General features: G+C 72.3%; 16 protein-coding genes and 1 riboswitch. Of the genes, 6 read left to right on the top strand and 10 right to left on the bottom strand.

From position 1 onward, the window contains the following. Nucleotides 1–124: 124 nt before the first annotated feature. The 7 genes from ACZ4V1_RS17745 to ACZ4V1_RS17715 are packed head-to-tail and all read right to left on the bottom strand — an operon-like array spanning nt 125 to nt 4886. Complete coding sequence (locus ACZ4V1_RS17745) at nt 125–604, bottom strand: PH domain-containing protein (RefSeq protein WP_468336295.1); 480 nt, start codon at nt 602–604, stop codon at nt 125–127. A 20-nt stretch (nt 605–624) separates the two neighbouring features. After that, entirely contained in the window at nt 625–1482 is an 858-nt protein-coding gene (hisG, locus tag ACZ4V1_RS17740; protein ID WP_468336292.1) for an ATP phosphoribosyltransferase, read from the bottom strand. A gap of 52 nt (nt 1483–1534) precedes the next feature. Then, nucleotides 1535–1807 (bottom strand): phosphoribosyl-ATP diphosphatase, encoded by a 273-nt coding sequence (locus ACZ4V1_RS17735; protein ID WP_205039161.1) that lies wholly within the window; start codon nt 1805–1807, stop codon nt 1535–1537. Nucleotides 1808–1841: 34 nt separating this feature from the next. Then, a complete protein-coding gene (gene ribH, locus ACZ4V1_RS17730) occupies nt 1842–2327 on the bottom strand; it encodes a 6,7-dimethyl-8-ribityllumazine synthase (protein WP_404179279.1) in 486 nt (161 codons plus the stop codon). Between the two features lie 29 nt (nt 2328–2356). Continuing rightward, nucleotides 2357–3646, bottom strand: a complete 1290-nt coding sequence (locus ACZ4V1_RS17725; RefSeq protein WP_468336287.1) for a bifunctional 3,4-dihydroxy-2-butanone-4-phosphate synthase/GTP cyclohydrolase II — start codon at nt 3644–3646, stop codon at nt 2357–2359. Further along, nucleotides 3643–4287 (bottom strand): nicotinamide mononucleotide transporter family protein, encoded by a 645-nt coding sequence (locus tag ACZ4V1_RS17720; RefSeq protein WP_468336284.1) that lies wholly within the window; start codon nt 4285–4287, stop codon nt 3643–3645. Before ACZ4V1_RS17720 ends, ACZ4V1_RS17725 begins: the two co-directional genes overlap by 4 nt. Further along, nucleotides 4284–4886 carry a riboflavin synthase gene (locus ACZ4V1_RS17715; RefSeq protein ID WP_468336281.1) on the bottom strand — a complete coding sequence of 201 codons (603 nt, stop codon included), beginning with the start codon at nt 4884–4886 and terminating at the stop codon, nt 4284–4286. Before ACZ4V1_RS17715 ends, ACZ4V1_RS17720 begins: the two co-directional genes overlap by 4 nt. A 152-nt stretch (nt 4887–5038) precedes the next feature. Beyond that, nucleotides 5039–5169: riboswitch (FMN riboswitch) on the bottom strand. A 214-nt stretch (nt 5170–5383) separates the two neighbouring features. Here ACZ4V1_RS17715 and ACZ4V1_RS17710 point away from each other — a divergent pair. Together ACZ4V1_RS17710 and ACZ4V1_RS17705 are read left to right on the top strand one after the other, a co-directional pair. Beyond that, complete coding sequence (locus tag ACZ4V1_RS17710; RefSeq protein ID WP_468336278.1) at nt 5384–7783, top strand: chitinase C-terminal domain-containing protein; 2400 nt, start codon at nt 5384–5386, stop codon at nt 7781–7783. Nucleotides 7784–8051: 268 nt separating this feature from the next. Beyond that, nucleotides 8052–8483: a hypothetical protein gene (locus ACZ4V1_RS17705; RefSeq protein ID WP_468336275.1), complete on the top strand. Its 432-nt coding sequence runs from the start codon at nt 8052–8054 to the stop codon at nt 8481–8483. A 176-nt stretch (nt 8484–8659) separates the two neighbouring features. Here ACZ4V1_RS17705 and ACZ4V1_RS17700 read toward each other — a convergent pair whose 3' ends face one another. After that, nucleotides 8660–9880 carry an ROK family transcriptional regulator gene (locus tag ACZ4V1_RS17700; protein WP_468336273.1) on the bottom strand — a complete coding sequence of 407 codons (1221 nt, stop codon included), beginning with the start codon at nt 9878–9880 and terminating at the stop codon, nt 8660–8662. Between the two features lie 141 nt (nt 9881–10021). On the opposite strand from ACZ4V1_RS17700, the gene ACZ4V1_RS17695 reads away from it, so the two are divergent. Beyond that, a complete protein-coding gene (locus ACZ4V1_RS17695; protein WP_468336271.1) occupies nt 10022–11233 on the top strand; it encodes an MFS transporter in 1212 nt (403 codons plus the stop codon). Here ACZ4V1_RS17695 and ACZ4V1_RS17690 read toward each other — a convergent pair. Next, the gene (locus ACZ4V1_RS17690) at nt 11193–11651 is read right to left on the bottom strand and encodes an acyl-CoA thioesterase (protein ID WP_468336268.1); all 459 of its coding nucleotides are present in this window, start codon (nt 11649–11651) and stop codon (nt 11193–11195) included. The genes ACZ4V1_RS17695 and ACZ4V1_RS17690 overlap by 41 nt on opposite strands. 196 nt (nt 11652–11847) lie before the next feature. Here ACZ4V1_RS17690 and ACZ4V1_RS17685 point away from each other — a divergent pair, with 196 nt between their 5' ends. Beyond that, nucleotides 11848–13260, top strand: a complete 1413-nt coding sequence (locus ACZ4V1_RS17685; protein ID WP_468336265.1) for a uracil-xanthine permease family protein — start codon at nt 11848–11850, stop codon at nt 13258–13260. On the opposite strand, the gene ACZ4V1_RS17680 is transcribed toward ACZ4V1_RS17685, so the two are convergent. Beyond that, complete coding sequence (locus ACZ4V1_RS17680) at nt 13242–14399, bottom strand: glycoside hydrolase family 6 protein (protein WP_468336486.1); 1158 nt, start codon at nt 14397–14399, stop codon at nt 13242–13244. The two genes, ACZ4V1_RS17685 and ACZ4V1_RS17680, sit on opposite strands and share 19 nt — an antisense overlap. A gap of 174 nt (nt 14400–14573) precedes the next feature. Here ACZ4V1_RS17680 and ACZ4V1_RS17675 point away from each other — a divergent pair, with 174 nt between their 5' ends. Both ACZ4V1_RS17675 and ACZ4V1_RS17670 read left to right on the top strand, forming a co-directional pair. Then, nucleotides 14574–15269, top strand: a complete 696-nt coding sequence (locus ACZ4V1_RS17675; protein ID WP_468336263.1) for a DUF5995 family protein — start codon at nt 14574–14576, stop codon at nt 15267–15269. A 103-nt stretch (nt 15270–15372) separates the two neighbouring features. Continuing rightward, the gene (locus ACZ4V1_RS17670) at nt 15373–16302 is read left to right on the top strand and encodes an LLM class F420-dependent oxidoreductase (RefSeq protein ID WP_468336260.1); all 930 of its coding nucleotides are present in this window, start codon (nt 15373–15375) and stop codon (nt 16300–16302) included. Nucleotides 16303–16313: the final 11 nt, after the last annotated feature.

Genomic DNA, 16313 nt, shown 5'->3' with positions numbered 1-16313 from the left:
CTCCTCGGGTAGCAGGAACCCCCGCGCACCGGGCGGAGCGACAGGGGTGAGGACGCGACGGCCGCGTCGTCGTTCCCAGATTAATCACGAAAAGGGTGCCCGCGGCAGGGTCGCCGCTCCCGCGTCAGCCGCGCGGAGCCTCGGGGGCGGCGGTGGAACGGGCCTCGACGAGAGCGCGCAGGGCACGCGCGTCCTGGATGGCGCGCTGCCGGGCGATGCCCGGCTGGATACCGAGTGCGGGCAGGCTGGTGCCGTCGCTGAGGTCGAGGAAGGCCCACGGGTCGCCCTGGCGGAGGTTGACCCGGAGGATCTCGGCCCAGGCGAGGCGTCGCCTGGCGGTCAGGTTGACGACGGTGACGCCCGCCTCGTCGGCGGTGACCCGGGGCCGGGCCAGCAGGAACAGGACCCCGGCGAGGAGGAGCGCCGTCAGCGCGAAGCTGAGCCGCTCCCCCGTACCGAGGCCGTCCAGCAGCATCCCGACCGCCGTGACGGTCACGAACGTGCCGACGGCGAGGACGGTCAGGACCGCCCGGGTGCGCCCCGGCCGGAAGGTCACGGGCAGTTCGGGCAGGCCCGGCGTGGTGGGGGGCGTGGTGTCGGGCATGGCGTCGCTCCGGGTCGCGCTCAGAGACGGCAGGCGTGGATGGCCGTGGTCAGGATGGCCCGGGCACCGATCCCGTACAGGTCGTCCATGATCCGCTGGGCCTCCTTGGCCGGGACCATGGCACGGACGGCGACCCAGCCCTCGTTGTGCAGCGGGGAGATGGTCGGGGACTCCAGGCCGGGGGTGAGCGCCACGGCCTTCTCCAGCTGCTCCACGCGGCAGTCGTAGTCCATCATCACGTACGTCCGGGCCACCAGGACGCCCTGGAGGCGGCGCAGGAACTGCTGCACCTTGGGTTCGGTGGTCTCGTCGGGCTCCGCGCCGGAGCGGCGGATCACGATGGCCTCGGACTTCATGATGGGGTCGCCGAAGACCTCCAGGCCCGCGTTGCGCAGGGAGGTCCCGGTCTCGACGACGTCCGCGATGACCTCGGCGACACCGAGCTCGATGGCGGTCTCGACGGCGCCGTCGAGGTGGACGACGGAGGCGTCGACGCCCTGGTCCGCCAGGTGCGCAGCGACGATGCCCTCGTAGGAGGTGGCGACGGTCCGGCCCTTGAGGTCCTCGATGCCGTTCGCGGCGCCCGGCTTGCCGGCGAAGCGGAAGGTGGAGCGGGCGAAGCCGAGCGGGAGGATCTCCTCGGCGTCGGCGCCGGAGTCGATCAGCAGGTCGCGGCCGGTGATGCCGATGTCGAGCTTGCCGGAGGAGACGTAGATCGCGATGTCGCGGGGGCGGAGGTAGAAGAACTCGACCTCGTTGACCGGGTCGACGATCCGCAGTTCCTTGGACTCGCGGCGCTGCTGGTAGCCGGCCTCATGCAGCATGTCGCCCGCGGGGCCTGACAGGGAACCCTTGTTGGGGACGGCGATGCGCAGCATGAGGTCGGCTTCCTTTGTGTGAAGGGGTGAAGAAAAAAAGGGGGGTGCGGCTTTACAGGTGGGCGTAGACGTCGTCCAGGGAGATCCCGCGGGCGACCATCATCACCTGGACGTGGTACAGCAGCTGGGAGATCTCCTCGGCCGCCGCCTCCTTGCCCTCGTACTCGGCGGCCATCCAGACCTCGGCGGCCTCCTCGACGACCTTCTTGCCGATGGCATGGACGCCCTTGTCCACCAGTTCGGCGGTGCGGGAGGTGGTGGGGTCGCCGTTCGCGGCCTTGTGCTGGAGCTCGGTGAAGAGCTCCTCGAAAGTCTTCTTGGACATGGTGGCGCCCACTTTACGCGTAGTGCCGTCCGGCCTAGCGCCACGGTTCGGATACTGAGCGGAGCGTGGCCGCCGTGGCGACGGCCGCGGTCACCGCCTCGTGCCCCTTGTCCTCGTTGGAGCCCTCGATGCCGGCCCGGTCCAGGGCCTGCTCCTCGGTGTCGCAGGTGAGGACGCCGAAGCCGATGGGGACGCCGGTCTCCACGGAGACCTGGACGAGGCCCTGGGTCACGCCCTGGCACACGTAGTCGAAGTGAGGGGTGCCGCCGCGGATGACGACGCCGAGGGCGACGATCGCGTCGTAGCCGCGGCCCGCGAGGACCTTGGCGACCACCGGGAGCTCGAAGCTGCCGGGGACCCTGAGCAGGGTCGGCTCGTCGATGCCCAGCTCGTGCAGGGCGCGCAGGGCGCCGTCCACCAGTCCGTCCATCACCTTGTCGTGCCACTGTGCCGCGACGACGGCGACCCGCAGGTCCCCCACATTGCGTACGGACAGCTCCGGTGCACCCTTGCCGCTCATGTCTCTCCTGGAATTCTTACTTACCGGGCTTACTGGTTTCCGCAGGTGGACACGGGCGTCGTGTCCAGCCAGGGCAGGTCGTGTCCCATCCGGTCCCGCTTGGTGCGCAGGTAGCGGAGGTTGTGCTCGCCGGCCTGGACGGGCATCGGCTCGCGGCCGGTGACCTCGATGCCGTGCCGTTCGAGGGCGTCGCTCTTGTCCGGATTGTTGGTCATCAGGCGCACGGCGCGCACGCCGAGGTCGGTCAGGATCTGCGCGCCTGCGCCGTAGTCGCGGGCGTCGGCGGGCAGGCCGAGTTCCAGGTTGGCGTCGAGGGTGTCCCGGCCGCGCTCCTGGAGCTCGTAGGCGCGCAGCTTGGACATCAGGCCGATGCCGCGTCCCTCGTGGCCGCGCAGGTAGACGACCACTCCCCGGCCCTCGGCCTGGATGCGGTCCAGCGAGGCGTCCAGCTGGGGTCCGCAGTCGCAGCGCTGGGAGCCGAAGACGTCGCCGGTGAGGCACTCGGAGTGGATGCGGACCAGGACGTCCGCGCCGTCGCCGATCTCGCCGTGCACGAGGGCGACGTGCTCGACGCCGTCGACGGTGGAGCGGTAGCCGTACGCCGTGAACTCGCCGTGCCGGGTGGGCAGCCGGACCTCGGCCTCACGGCGGACGGTGGGCTCCTCGTCGCGGCGGTAGGCGATGAGGTCCTCGATGGAGATGATCGTCAGGCCGTGCTTGCGGGCGAACGGGATCAGCTCGGGCAGCCGCAGCATGCGCCCGTCCTCGCCGGCGATCTCGACGATGGCGCCGGCCGGGCGCAGGCCCGCGAGGCGGGCGAGGTCGACGGCGGCCTCGGTGTGGCCGTTGCGGACGAGGACACCGCCGGAGCGGGCGCGCAGCGGGAAGATGTGGCCCGGGCGGACCAGGTCGGCCGGCTCGGCGGTGCCGCTCGCCAGGAGCTGGAGGGTGGTGGCGCGGTCGGCGGCCGAGATGCCGGTGCTCACGCCGTGCTCGGCGGTGGCGTCCACGGAGACGGTGAAGGCGGTCTTCATCGACTCGGTGTTGTCGTCGACCATCTGCGGCAGGCGGAGCCGGTCGAGTTCGTCGCCCTCCATGGGGGCGCAGATCAGACCGCGGCACTCGGTCATCATGAAGGCGACGATCTCCTCGGTCGCCTTCTCCGCGGCGATGACGAGGTCGCCCTCGTTCTCGCGGTTCTCGTCGTCGACGACCACGACCGGGCGGCCGGCGGCGATGTCCGCGACGGCCTGCTCGACGGGGTCGAGCGTGAGGTCGTCGAGGCCTTCGGTGCTGTAGAGAATGGGTGCCGTGCTCATGCGGGCGCTCCTTCCGGGACGGGCCGCGCCGCGGTGCGGGAGCGCAGCCACCAGTCGCGCAGGCCCCACAGGACCAGCGCGCCGTAGATGACGTAGACGAAGCCGGAGAAGGCGAAGCCGTTGGCGAAGTTCAGCGGGACGCCGACCAGGTCGACCAGGAGCCAGGCGAACCAGAACTCGACCATGCCGCGCGCTTGGGCGTACATGGCGACGATGGTGCCGACGAAGATGTACGCGTCCGGCCAGGGGTCCCAGGACAGCGAGGGATAGAGGGTGAACAGCCCTCCCACCGCGAGGGTTCCCACGACTGCGGCGCCCACCAGAAGGACCCGTTCGAGGCCGGTGGCGAACCGGACGGCGATGGTTCCGTCCTGGGTCTGTCGCCGGCCGCGGTTCCACTGCCAAAAGCCCCAGGCGGCGACGACCATGACGACGATCTGCTTGCCCGCGCTGCCGGAGAGGTGGGCCGTGGCGAAGGCCGTGAAGAGGATGAGGCCGGAGGCGAACTGCACGGGCCAGGTCCATATCGAGCGCCGCCAGCCGAGCGCGAGGCCGAGCAGACCGATCACGTTGCCGATCATGTCCGACCACTTGATGTGCTGGTCGAAGAGCGTGAACGCCTCGGAGTTGAGCCAGTTCACCGGGTGCCCCCCTGGGCTCCGAGCAGCCGCTCGACGTACTTGGCGATGACGTCGACCTCGAGGTTGACCGGGTCGCCGGGCTGCTTGAGGCCGAGCGTGGTCAGGGCGAGGGTGGTGGGGATGAGGCTGACGGTGAAGAAGTCGGGGCCGGCGTCGACGACGGTGAGGCTGATGCCATCGACGGTGATGGAGCCCTTCTCCACGACGTAGCGGGTGAGGTCCGCGGGCAGGGAGATCTTCACGAGCTCCCAGTGCTCGGAGGGCTTGCGCTCCAGGATCTCGCCCGTGCCGTCGACGTGGCCCTGCACGATGTGCCCGCCGAGGCGGGCGCCGACGGCGGTGGGGCGCTCCAGGTTGACGCGTGAGCCGACGGCGAGAACGCCCAGGCTGGAGCGGTTCAGGGTCTCGGCCATCACATCCGCGGTGAACTCGTCGCCCTCGTGGTCGACGACCGTGAGGCAGACGCCGTTGACGGCGATGGAGTCGCCGTGCCGTGCGCCTTCGGTGACGACGGGGCCACGCAGGCGGAAGCGACAGGCGTCGTCGAGGATCTCGACGGCGGTGACCTCGCCCAGCTCTTCGACGATTCCGGTGAACACTTCCCGGGTCCTCCTGCCTCTTCGGGCACGGACTCCGGGGCTGCCGAGGAACGACAGAGATCGCGAGCGAGGACACCGGGAGCGACGCCGGACGGGACCCGCCCGGCAACGGGCGAGCCCAGAAATCGGCGGCGCGCACATGTGCTCGCCCGCCGCGCACTGCCTCCCATCCGGACTTTAACCGTCGGTCCAGGAATTTCACCTGGTCAACCGGTCGCTGGAGGCGACCGGGTCGCGGACTGTAACCGCCGGTTCGGACTTTCACCGACCCCGGAGTGCGCTGCTTCTGGTACACGATCAGTGTGCCACGCCTGATCGCCATCCATGCGGACAGTGCGTGTGGAGTGGCTCACAGAACGCTTCCCGGGAGATCGAGTGCGCCGCGGCCGCCTCCAACTGGGCCGCCTGGGCCCCGCCTTGAGATTGGTCCATACCTATTGACTCACTGGTCTAGTCCTCTTTAGGGTCTGCGCAACTTCCGTGGAGAGGAACCGACTGTGCCTTCCCCGTCACGCTCCAGATCCCGCCACAGAGGGGGGCCGGCCCTGCTCGCGGCGGCCGCCGCCGTCGCCGGCCTGCTGCTCGCCGGCCTCCCGGCAACCGCGTCGCAAGCCGCCGGCCAGGAGAGCTGCCGCCCCGACGGCCTCTACCGGACTCCCGGCGTCGACGTTCCCTACTGCTCGGTCTACGACTCCGCGGGCCGGGAGAAGATGGGTGCCGACCACCCGCGCCGCGTGATCGGCTACTTCACCGGCTGGCGCACCGGCAAGGACGGCAAGCCCGCCTATCTCGCCTCCGACATCCCGTGGGACAAGATCACCCACATCAACTACGCCTTCGCACACGTCGACGGCGGCAACAGGCTCTCCGTCGGCCCGGACACCGCGAAGAACCCGGCGACCGGCATGACGTGGCCGGGGGTCGAGGGCGCCGGGATGGACCCGGACCTCCCCTACAAGGGCCACTTCAATCAGCTGAACAAGTTCAAGAAGCAGCACCCGGACGTCAAGACGATGATCTCGGTGGGCGGCTGGGCCGAGACGGGCGGCTACTTCGCGGACGACGGCACCCGCGTGGACTCGGGCGGCTTCTACTCGATGGCCACCAACGCCGACGGCTCGGTCAACCGGGCCGGCATCGAGACCTTCGCGGACTCGGCGGTCGACTTCGTCCGGAAGTACGGCTTCAACGGCGTCGACATCGACTACGAGTACCCGACGACGATGAAGGACGCGGGCAATCCGCTCGACTGGTCCTTCGCCAACGGCCGCCGCGCCGGGCTGGTCGAGGGCTATGCGGCGCTGATGAAGACGCTGCGTGAGAAGCTCGACCGCGCGGGCGCCGCGGACGGCAGGCACTACCTCCTCTCGGTCGCCGCGCCCTCTTCCGGATACCTGCTGCGCGGCATGGAGACCTTCCAGGTCCAGAAGTACCTCGACTACGTCAACATCATGTCGTACGACCTGCACGGCGCCTGGAACGAGCACGTCGGCCCGAACGCCTCCCTGTTCGACGACGGCAAGGATTCCGAACTCGCCGCCGCGGGCGTGTACACCACCTCCCAGTACGGCGGCATCGGCTACCTCAACACCGACTGGGCCTACCACTACTTCCGCGGCTCGATGCCGGCCGGCCGCATCAACATCGGTCTGCCGTACTACACGCGCGGCTTCAAGAACGTCACCGGCGGCACCGACGGGCTCTGGGGCAAGGCACCCTCCACGGACTGCCCGGCCGGCTCCGGCCTGACCAAGTGCGGCGACGGCGCGGTCGGCATCGACAACCTGTGGCACGACCTGGACACCGACGGCGAGGAGTCGCCCGCGGGATCCAACCCGATGTGGCACGCCAAGAACCTGGAGAAGGGCGTCGTCGGCGACTACGTCACCGACTACGGCTTCCCGGCCGACACGAAGCTGACCGGCACCTACGCCCGCAAGTACGACGCCACGCTGGTCGCGCCCTGGCTGTGGAACGCCGAGAAGAAGGTCTTCCTGTCCACCGAGGACGAGCAGTCGGTCGAGGCCAAGGCCGACTACGTGGCCGACCGCGGCATCGGCGGCACGATGGTGTGGGAGCTCGCGGGCGACTACGCGTGGGACGCGGGCAAGGGGCAGTACGTGCCGGGCTCGACGCTGACGGACACGATGTACGACACCTTCAAGTCGGCCTCCCCCTACGGTGCCGAGCGCGCCACGATCGACATGCCGGCCGAGGCACTGGACGTCGACGTGGAGTTCGGCGAGTTCCCGCTCGGTGACTCCAACTACCCGATCAGTCCCAAGCTGAAGATCACCAACAACACCAGGACGGCGCTGCCGGGCGGTACGGAGTTCCGGTTCGACTACTCCACCTCCGCGCCCGGCAATGCCAAGGACCAGTCCGGCTGGGGCACTTCGGTGATCCGCAGCGACCACACGGGCGGCAACACGGGCGGCCTGAAGGGCGACTACCACCGCGTCTCGCTGAAGCTGCCGGCCTGGCAGTCGCTGGCGCCGGGCGCGTCCACGACGGTGGACTTCGTCTACTACCTGCCCGTGTCGACCCCGTCGAACTGGACGGTCTCCTTCGGCGGGAAGACGTACGCCCTGGCGGGCGACCTGACCCGGGGGACGACCGTCGTGGAACCCGGGACGGAGACGCCGAACCCGACACCCACGCCCACGCCCACGCCCACGCCCACGCCCACGGCGACCGGTTCCCCGGGCCCGGGTCCGAGCCCGACGGACGGCACCGGGCAGTGCACGGCCCCGGCCTGGGACGCGACGGCGTCGTACGGCGGCGGCATCACGGTGTCCCACGAGGGGCACTCGTGGAAGTCCAAGTGGTGGACGAAGGGCGAGGAGCCCGGCACCACCGGTGAGTGGGGCGTCTGGCAGGACCTCGGCGCCTGCTGACCCCGGCAAGACCGGCCCGGCGGCGGTGACGAAGGCCCTTGCCCGCCGCCGGGTCTCCCAACACCGAGGCGCGGGCCTTCGAGCCGCCGGCCCGGGCCTTTGCGCGCGCGACCGGGCGGCGGACGTGGGGAAGGCGCCGCTCGCCGGGAAGGCTTACCCGGGGTTCCGCACGGGCGGGCACCTCGCGCCCCGAGCGGGCGGTCGGCGAGAGGACGTTCGAGGAGTACCCCGCGGTGCGCCTCGGCGGCGGGACGGACGGGCGGCGCGGATGAGCAGACGGGCGTGGCTGCGGGCGGGGCTGGGACTGCTGGCCGGTGCGCAGGTGGCGCTGGGACTGTGGATCTCACTGCTGCCCGAGGTGTTCTGGAAGTGGCGGTGGGTGTCGTATCTGCCGCCCTACAACGAGCACCTGCTGCGGGACTTCGGCGGGGCGAGCCTCGCCCTCGCGGTGGTGCTGTGCTCGGCGGTGGCGGCGATGGAACGGCGGCTGGTGATCACCGCGCTGGTGGCCTACCTGGTGTCCTCCGTCGTCCACCTCCTCTTCCACGCCCGGCACCTGGAGCCCCTGTCGGCGGCCGGCGGTGCGGGGTTCATGGCGCTGCTGGGGGCGGCGGTGCTGCTGCCGACGGCACTGTTGTGGCTGGCGGCGGACAAAGCGGTGTTCCGGCAGGCCGGCCCGGCTCCACGCTCCGTGGACTGAGGGGCCGCGCCGGGCACCGGGGTCGGACGCGCGGTCCGGCGCTGTGGGGGTGCCTCCCTCGGAGGAGTGCCCCCGGTGTCCGGCACGTGCCGCGCCTGGGGCCGCCTCCCGGGCCCGTGCGGACACCGGGGGAGGCTGGGGCTGCCCGCGGCCGGGGCGACAGCCCCGGCCGCGGGCTACCGCTCCGGCGGCGCGAACAGCTCGTCCTGGGCGCGGTCGCGGGCGGTCAGCAGGGCACCGCGCAGTACGGCGCCGCCGCCCAGAGCGCTCGCCCGGACCTCGGTGGCGAGCGGCGACATCCGGGTGAGACGGTCCTGGACGCGGGCGGCGAGCGCGTCGGCGCCGGCCCGGCCGACCTCACCGGCCAGCACCAGGCAGCCGGGGTCCAGGACGGAGACGACGGCGGCGGCACCGAGGGCGACCCGGTCGGCGAGCGCGTCGAGGAACCGCCCGGCGGCCGGGTCCGGGGCGTCCGGGTACCGGCCCCGGTCCGTTCCCGACCGGCGTACCGCCTCCCGTACCAGCGCGGCGGCGTGCGGCTCCGGTCCGTCGGGCGTCGCCGTCACGCCGTGCCGCGCCGCGAGGGCGGTCACCGCCGCCGCCCCGGCCACGGAGTGGAAGCCGCCGTCGCAGTCGGTGGCCGACGGCAGGCCCGAGGTACCGGGCACCGGCATGAAGCCGACCTCGCCCGCGCCTCCGGAGACGCCCCGCCGCAGCGTGCCGTCGAGGACGACCGCGGCGCCGATGCCGAGGCCGAGCCAGAGCAGGACGAACGTGTCCCGGTCGCGGGCCGCCCCGTCGCGTTGCTCGGCCAGGGCGGCGAGGTTGGTCTCGTTCTCGACGCCGACCCGTGCCTCGGGGAACCTCTCCTGCAACGCGGCCATCAGCCGCCGGTGCCACTCGGGCAGGCCGGTGGAGTCGCGGAGTTCGCCGCTGGCCGGGTCGATCAGGCCGGGCGCACCGATGCCGACGGTGTGCAGCCGGTCGGCCCCGGCCTCCTTCGCCACCCGCTCGACCAGGCTCACCGCCTGCTCCACCGCGGGCCCGGTGCCGGTGCCGTCGCCGATCGGCACGGACGCCTCGGCGCGCACCCGGCCGAGCAGGTCGGAGACCAGCACGGCGACGCCCTCGGTGCGTACGTCGAGGGCGGCGAGGTAGGCGCGCTCGGCGACGATGCCGTACAGCTTGGCGTTCGGCCCCCGGCGCTGCTCGCCCGACTCCCCCGCCGGCTCCACGAGGCCGGCGGCGGTGAGACGTTCGACGAGGTCGGCCACGGTGGGGCGGGAGAGGCCGGTCAGTGTCTTCAACTGGCCTGCCGTCAACGGGCCCTCCTGCTGGAGCAGGCGCAGGGCGAGCCGGTCGTTGATGGCCCGGGCGGTGCTCGGGGATGCGGGCATGCCGGGATCCTTCCAGATCGGCGGCGCGGGGGCCCACGCCGGTAATCCCCTATCTATCAGGCAGGGTTCCTGATAGTTTACGCGGCGCAGTGACGCCAGGAAGCCGACGCGGCGGCGCAGACCCGATGGAGAGCCCCGAGAATGAGCGCAGTGGTCTACGAGCGGCACGAGGTGAGGCGCGCCCGTTATGCCGTGGCGGCCGTCTTCGCCGTGCACGGCACCGTCACCGGCTCGTTCGCGACCCGTGTGCCCTGGATCCAGGACCATGCGGGGGTGAGCGCGGGCCAGTTGGGGCTGGCGCTCGCGTTCCCGGCGATCGGCGCCTCGGTCGCCATGCCGCTGGCCGGCAGCGTCAGCCACCGCTTCGGCGCCCGCACCGCGCTGCGCGGTCTGCTGGCCCTGTGGACGCTGGCGCTGGTCCTGCCGGCCCTCGCCCCGAACCTGCTCACCCTGTGCCTCGCCCTGTTCGTCTACGGCGCCACGGCGGGCATGTCGGACGTGGCGATGAACGCGCTCGGCGTCGAGGTCGAGAACCGGCTGGACAAGTCGATCATGTCCGGCCTGCACGGCATGTGGAGTGCGGGCGCCCTGATCGGTTCGGCGGCCGGCACGCTCGCCGCCCACCTGGGCGCGGACGCCCGGCTGCACCATGTCCTGGCCGCCGCGGTGCTGACGGTCGCCGGCCTGGTCGCCTGCTCCTGGGTGCTGGACCTCCAGCCCGCCGAGGACGAGGACCCGCCGCCGAGGTTCGCGCTGCCGCCCAGGTCGGCGCTGCTGATCGGCGCGGTCGGTTTCTGCGCGGTGTTCGCGGAGGGGGCGAGCCTGGACTGGTCGGCGGTGTATCTGCGGGATCAGCTGGAGGCGTCGGCCGGTCTGGCGGCGGCGTGCACGACGGGCTTCACGCTCACCATGGCGCTGGCCCGGCTCGCCGGTGACAAGGTGGTGGACCGGTTCGGCGCGGTGCGTACGGTCCGGGTGAGCGGTGTGCTGGCCACCCTCGGCGGTCTGCTCATCGTCCTCGGGGGCCATCCGGCGGTGGCGATGACCGGCTTCGCCCTGATGGGTCTCGGCATCGCCGTGGTCGTCCCGCTGTGCTTCGCCGCGGCCGGCCGCGCGGGCTCCAACCCGAGCCAGGCCATCGCGGGCGTCGCCACCATCACGTACACCTCGGGCCTGGTCGCTCCGAGCGCGATCGGCGGTCTGGCCCAGGCGACCAGCCTGGTGGTGTCCTTCGGGCTGGTGACGGTGCTGGCCTGCTGCCTGGTGCTGTTCGCGAGGGTGCTGCGCGCCGGGGACCGGAACCGCCCGAAGATCAGTCCGCCGAGCGCAGGAGTGCCCGACCGGCAGCCCTGAAGGCGTCGCTCCACGGCGCCGGGCGCAGCGTCCGGGAGTCCAGCCGGACCAGCACCCGGGTGCCGTGGGCGTACGTGACGGCGCCGTCCGCCGAGCAGAACCGGAAGCCGTACGTCAGCCCGGTGGTGCCGAGCCGGTCCAGCCAGAGGTGCACGGCGTACGCGCCCGGCCGGGTGACCGGCGCCTCGTAGCCGACCGTCAGTTCCCTGACCGCGTTGCAGGCGTCGCCGGCCGCCGCCCAGTCGCCCTCGAACCGGAAGCCGTGCTCGGCCCACAGCTCGGCCCAGGCCCGCTCGGCCATCACCGGGTAGCGGGCGTTGTGCAGCAGGCCGAGCGCGTCGAGGTCGTCGAAGTGGACGGTCACGGGGACGAGCCGGCCGTAGGTCAGGGCGGGCGCGGCGGGGGCTTCGGCGGTCACGGGCGGTGCTCCTGGTCTTGCTCGGCTGTGCTCACGTAGGTACTCGCGTACGGCGGATCCACCCCATCCTAAGCGGACGCTCAGCAGCTGCCGCCGGGAAGGTGCTGGTCAGCGGGGGGCGCGGCACATGGGACCGTCCGGTACCCCTGACAATGGTCCGGACAGTCCTCACGTACAGAGAAAGCGAAACCTCACCATGGACCTCGGCGTGCGCTGGAAGCTGCACGGTGACGGGCGCACGCCCGCACCCGGAGCGGTGGTCCGCCCCGACGAACGGCTCTCGTGGCCCCGCACGGCCGGGCTCGGCGCCCAGCACGTGGTGGCCATGTTCGGGGCGTCCTTCGTGGCTCCGGTCCTGATGGGCCTGGACCCCAACCTGGCGATCATGATGTCGGGCGTGGCGACCGTCATCTTCCTGCTCGCCACCCGCGGCCGGGTGCCCAGCTACCTCGGCTGCTCGCTCTCCTTCGTGGGCGTCGCCGCGGTGATCCGCGCCCAGGGCGGCACGAGCGCCACGGTGACCGGCGCGGTCCTGGTGGTCGGTGCCGCGCTGTTCCTGGTGGGGCTCGCCGTGCAGCGGTTCGGGGCGCGGATCATCCATGCCGCGATGCCGCCGATCGTCACCGGCGCGGTGGTGATGCTGATCGGCTTCAACCTGGCCCCGGTCACCGCCTCCACCTACTGGCCGCAGGACCAGTGGACGGCGCTGCTGGTGATGCTGTTCACCGGTCTGGCCGTGGTCTGCCTGCGCGGGTTCTGGTCCCGGATCGCGATCTTCCTCGGACTGGTCTTCGGCTACGTCCTGTCCTGGGCCCTCGACCGGATCTTCGGCAGGATCCACTCGGTGGACGGCAGCGGCAAGCTCACCGACCACTGGCGGCTGGACTTCTCCGCCGTGGGCCAGGCCGACTGGATCGGCCTGCCGTCCTTCCACGGGCCGAGCTTCGAGTGGTCGGCGATCCTGGTCGCCCTGCCGGTCGTCATCGCGCTGGTCGCCGAGAACGCCGGGCACGTCAAGGCGGTCGGCGAGATGACGGGCGACCCGCTCGACGACAAGCTCGGCACGGCGATCTCCGCGGACGGCGTCGGCTCGATGCTGTCCACCGCGGTCGGCGGCCCGCCCAACACGACGTACTCCGAGAACATCGGCGTGATGGCCGCGACCCGGGTCTACTCGACGGCCGCGTACTGGGCCGCCGCGGGCTTCGCGCTCCTGTTCGGCCTCTGCCCGAAGTTCGGCGCGGTCGTGGCCGCGATCCCCGGCGGGGTGCTGGGCGGCATCACCGTCATCCTCTACGGCATGATCGGCCTGCTCGGCGCCCAGATCTGGATCAACGCCGAGGTGGACCTGCGCAACCCGCTGAACCTGGTGCCGGCCGCCGCCGGCATCATCATCGGCGTCGGCAACGTCAGCATGGAGTTCACCGACACCTTCTCCCTCAGCGGCATCGCGCTCGGCACCGTGGTCGTCATCACCGGCTACCACGCGCTGCGTGCCTTCGCCCCGGCCCACCTCAAGACGCAGCAGCCGCTGCTGGACGAGGGCACGTCGTCGTACGACGAGAAGACCGAGGGCGGCGGCGACGGTGCTCAGCGTGCCAAGTCGTAGGCGTAGGACGGCGTGAAGGTGCCCGGCTTCCCCTCGCAGCCGTCCGACTCCCCCGGCAGCTTGACCCACAGGTAGGCGTCGATGCGCCCCATGCCGGTGCTCAGCGTCGGTGCGCGGCCGAGGGTGCGGCCGGCCGGGTCGCACCACTGGCCGTCGGGCGGGGCGCCGTTGCCGTTGCGGCTGGTGTCGATGACGGCACCCAGGCTCGCGGGGCCACCGAGGGCGTCGAGGACCGCGCGGTCGTAGGCCACCTCGTCGGCGGTGGCGTGGAAGTTGGAGACGTTGCTGAAGATGCCGTCGGAGGAGGCGGCCGAGGCGGCGCCCGCCTGCTTCAGCCAGCCCGCCTGCCTGGCCGACGCGTGCCAGCCGGAGTGCCCCGCGTCGAAGTAGACCCGGGCGTTCGGGCCGGCGTCCTTCAGGACCCGTCCGGCGCGGGCCAGGGACGCGAAGCGGTCGGCGCGCTCACCGGCCGACAGGCACTCCGCCTGGGCCACCGAGTCGGGCTCCAGGACGACGATCACGTCGCCCGAGCCGAGCCCGGCGGCGAAGCGGTCGATCCAGTCGTCGTAGGCATCGAGGTCCGGCGCGCCGCCCTGGGAGTGGCCGCCGCAGTCGCGGTCGGGTATCGCGTACGGCACGACGACCGGCACCCGGCCCGCCGCGGCACCGCCCGAGGTGACGGCGCGGACCCGGGAGGTGATGGTCGCGGGCGTGTAGTCGGCGAACCACACGGCGGCCGGATGGTCGGCTATCCGGGACTGGATGACGTCCCGGCGCGGATCGTCGGGGTGGGCCCGGACCCAGTCGAGGACCTGGGACCGGGGGTGCCGGTAGAGCCGAGTGGAGGCCGGGGAGGTCCGGGACTCCTGCTTCCCGGCCTCCTGCGACTTCTCGGACGCCGCGGACGTCTTCCCCGGCTTCGGCGAGGGGCCGGGGCCCGTCTTCCGGGCCGAGGCGGAGGGCGAGGCGGAGACCGACGGCGTCGCCGAGGCGGACGGTACGACGGGCAGGGACTGCGGCCCCGCCGACCGCGTCATCTCCGGCCGGGCCTCGTCCACCCCGCCGCCGTCGTCACCGAGCGCGGACAGCATGCCGGTCGCGGTGCCCACCACGACCACGACGGACGCCGCCGCGACCATCGCGCCGCGGCGGGCGGCACGTCTGCGCTCGGCCCTGCGCGTGGCCAGGCGCCGGGCACGAAGGCCTGACACGTGTGGTTCCCCCTCCCCCGCACGGCGGGCGCGTTCCCCCGTTCTGGGGAAGCGCCGGGCCCGCCGGCACTCCCGCCAGCCTAAAGCTGCGACCCTGCCGCCATGGCGCACTGCGAACAAGTCCCGGCGGCCGTCCGGACGGTGGACACGGTCCTCTCCCGGATGCGCGCCCTCGACACGACGCTGCCCGCCCGGGACGGGGTGGCCGTCTTCAACCGCGTCTACCTGACCGTCACCGAGGCGGTCGACCGGCACATCGACACCGGTCGCTTCACGGACGCCCGGGCCGCGATCGCGCTGGACGTACGGTTCGCGGAGCGTTACCTGGCCGCCGTGGACGCCCTGGAGGACGGGCACCGGCCGCCCGCGTGCTGGCGGCCCCTGTTCCAGTTCCGCCGCCATCCCGGCGTACGGCCGCTGCAGTTCGCGCTGGCGGGCATCAACGCGCACATCGGTCACGATCTGGCGCTGGCCGTGGTGGACACCTGTCGTACGCTCGGCTGCGACCCCGTCGAGCTGGAGGACGAGTTCGACCGGGTGGGCGACCTCCTCGTGTCGCTGGAGGAGCGCATCCGCGACGAGCTGATGCCCGGCCCCGATCTCCTGCAAATCGCGGACCCGCTGACCCACCTGCTCGGCGCCTGGAGCCTGGAGCGCGCCCGCGACGCCACCTGGACGGCGGCCCGCGCGCTGTGGGCGCTGCGCCGGCTGCCCGACGTCGCCGGGGAGTTCACCGAGCGGCTGGACGCGGCGGTGGGCTTCGCGGGCCGCATGCTGCTCACCCCGCTGCCGGACTGACACGGCCGGAATTCGCGGTGAGCGCTCCGGTAACCGCCCGGCGACCGCTGTACGTTGAGGCCTTGGGCAACATCGCGTCCCGACTGCGAAGGAGCACCCAGGTATGACGACCCGGCTCGGTCTCGGCCTCCCCCAGATGCGGCAGTACGACCTCGGCAAGGACGTCCCCGACGTGGCCCGCGCGGCGGAACGGATGGGCTACGACAGCCTCTGGGTCTTCGAACGGGCCCTGTTCCCCGAGCCCGCCACGCAGGGGCTGTACGGCATCGAGGGCCTGCCCTGGCCGGACGAGTACCGCGGCGTGGCGGAGCCGCTGATCACCCTGGCCCTCGCCGCCGCGGCCACCGAACGGGCGGAGCTGGGCTCCAGTGTCCTGGTCGCGCCGCTGCACGTCCCGTTCCAACTGGCCAAGGCACTGGCCTCGCTGGACGCGGCCAGCGGCGGCCGGGTGGTCGCGGGCTTCGGGACCGGCTGGTCGCACGACGAGTACGCGGCGGCGTCCGTGCGGCCGTTCGCCGAGCGCGGCCGGGCCCTGGACGAGCTGATCGAGGTGTGCCGCGCGGTCTGGGGCCCGGACCCGGTGGTGTACGACGGCGAGGTCACCAAGATCGCGTCCGCCGTCGTCGGCCCCAAGCCCGCCCGGCCGATCCCGGTCCTGCTGGCGGCGGGCAGCGGCCGGGCCCGGCGCCGGCTGGTCGACCACGCCGACGGCTGGCTGCCCAACGCCATCGGCGCCGAGGCCGTGGCCGAGCAGTGGCGGGTACTGCGGGACCTGGCCGCCGAGCGCGGTCGTACGGAGCCGATCCGGACGGTGCTGCGGGCCAACGTCCGCCACCGGACGGCGCCCCTGGAGACCTCCGGCCGAAGCCCCTTCCACGGCGACGCCGGCCAGATCGTCGAGGACCTCGCCGCACACGCCGAGATCGGCCTGGACGAGATCCTCCTCGACTTCCAGAGCACGGCCCGGGACGCCGAGGAGCTGAAGGACATCGCCGCCGAGGTGTACGAGAAGGCGCGGGCGAACGGGATCTAGGGGGTGTCGTT

Source organism: Streptomyces sp. NPDC028991 (genome assembly GCF_055564775.1).
Note: the sequence above shows the minus strand (reverse complement) of the source record. Positions and strands in the feature narration are given on the sequence as shown.

Coding starts and splice junctions, on each gene's coding strand:
- ACZ4V1_RS17745 (WP_468336295.1), bottom strand. CDS start 604: ATGCCCGACACCACGCCCCCCACCACGCCGGGCCTGCCCGAACTGCCC.
- hisG (WP_468336292.1), bottom strand. CDS start 1,482: ATGCTGCGCATCGCCGTCCCCAACAAGGGTTCCCTGTCAGGCCCCGCG.
- ACZ4V1_RS17735 (WP_205039161.1), bottom strand. CDS start 1,807: ATGTCCAAGAAGACTTTCGAGGAGCTCTTCACCGAGCTCCAGCACAAG.
- ribH (WP_404179279.1), bottom strand. CDS start 2,327: ATGAGCGGCAAGGGTGCACCGGAGCTGTCCGTACGCAATGTGGGGGAC.
- ACZ4V1_RS17725 (WP_468336287.1), bottom strand. CDS start 3,646: ATGAGCACGGCACCCATTCTCTACAGCACCGAAGGCCTCGACGACCTC.
- ACZ4V1_RS17705 (WP_468336275.1), top strand. CDS start 8,052: ATGAGCAGACGGGCGTGGCTGCGGGCGGGGCTGGGACTGCTGGCCGGT.
- ACZ4V1_RS17700 (WP_468336273.1), bottom strand. CDS start 9,880: ATGCCCGCATCCCCGAGCACCGCCCGGGCCATCAACGACCGGCTCGCC.
- ACZ4V1_RS17695 (WP_468336271.1), top strand. CDS start 10,022: ATGAGCGCAGTGGTCTACGAGCGGCACGAGGTGAGGCGCGCCCGTTAT.
- ACZ4V1_RS17685 (WP_468336265.1), top strand. CDS start 11,848: ATGGACCTCGGCGTGCGCTGGAAGCTGCACGGTGACGGGCGCACGCCC.
- ACZ4V1_RS17680 (WP_468336486.1), bottom strand. CDS start 14,399: ATGGTCGCGGCGGCGTCCGTCGTGGTCGTGGTGGGCACCGCGACCGGC.
- ACZ4V1_RS17675 (WP_468336263.1), top strand. CDS start 14,574: ATGGCGCACTGCGAACAAGTCCCGGCGGCCGTCCGGACGGTGGACACG.
- ACZ4V1_RS17670 (WP_468336260.1), top strand. CDS start 15,373: ATGACGACCCGGCTCGGTCTCGGCCTCCCCCAGATGCGGCAGTACGAC.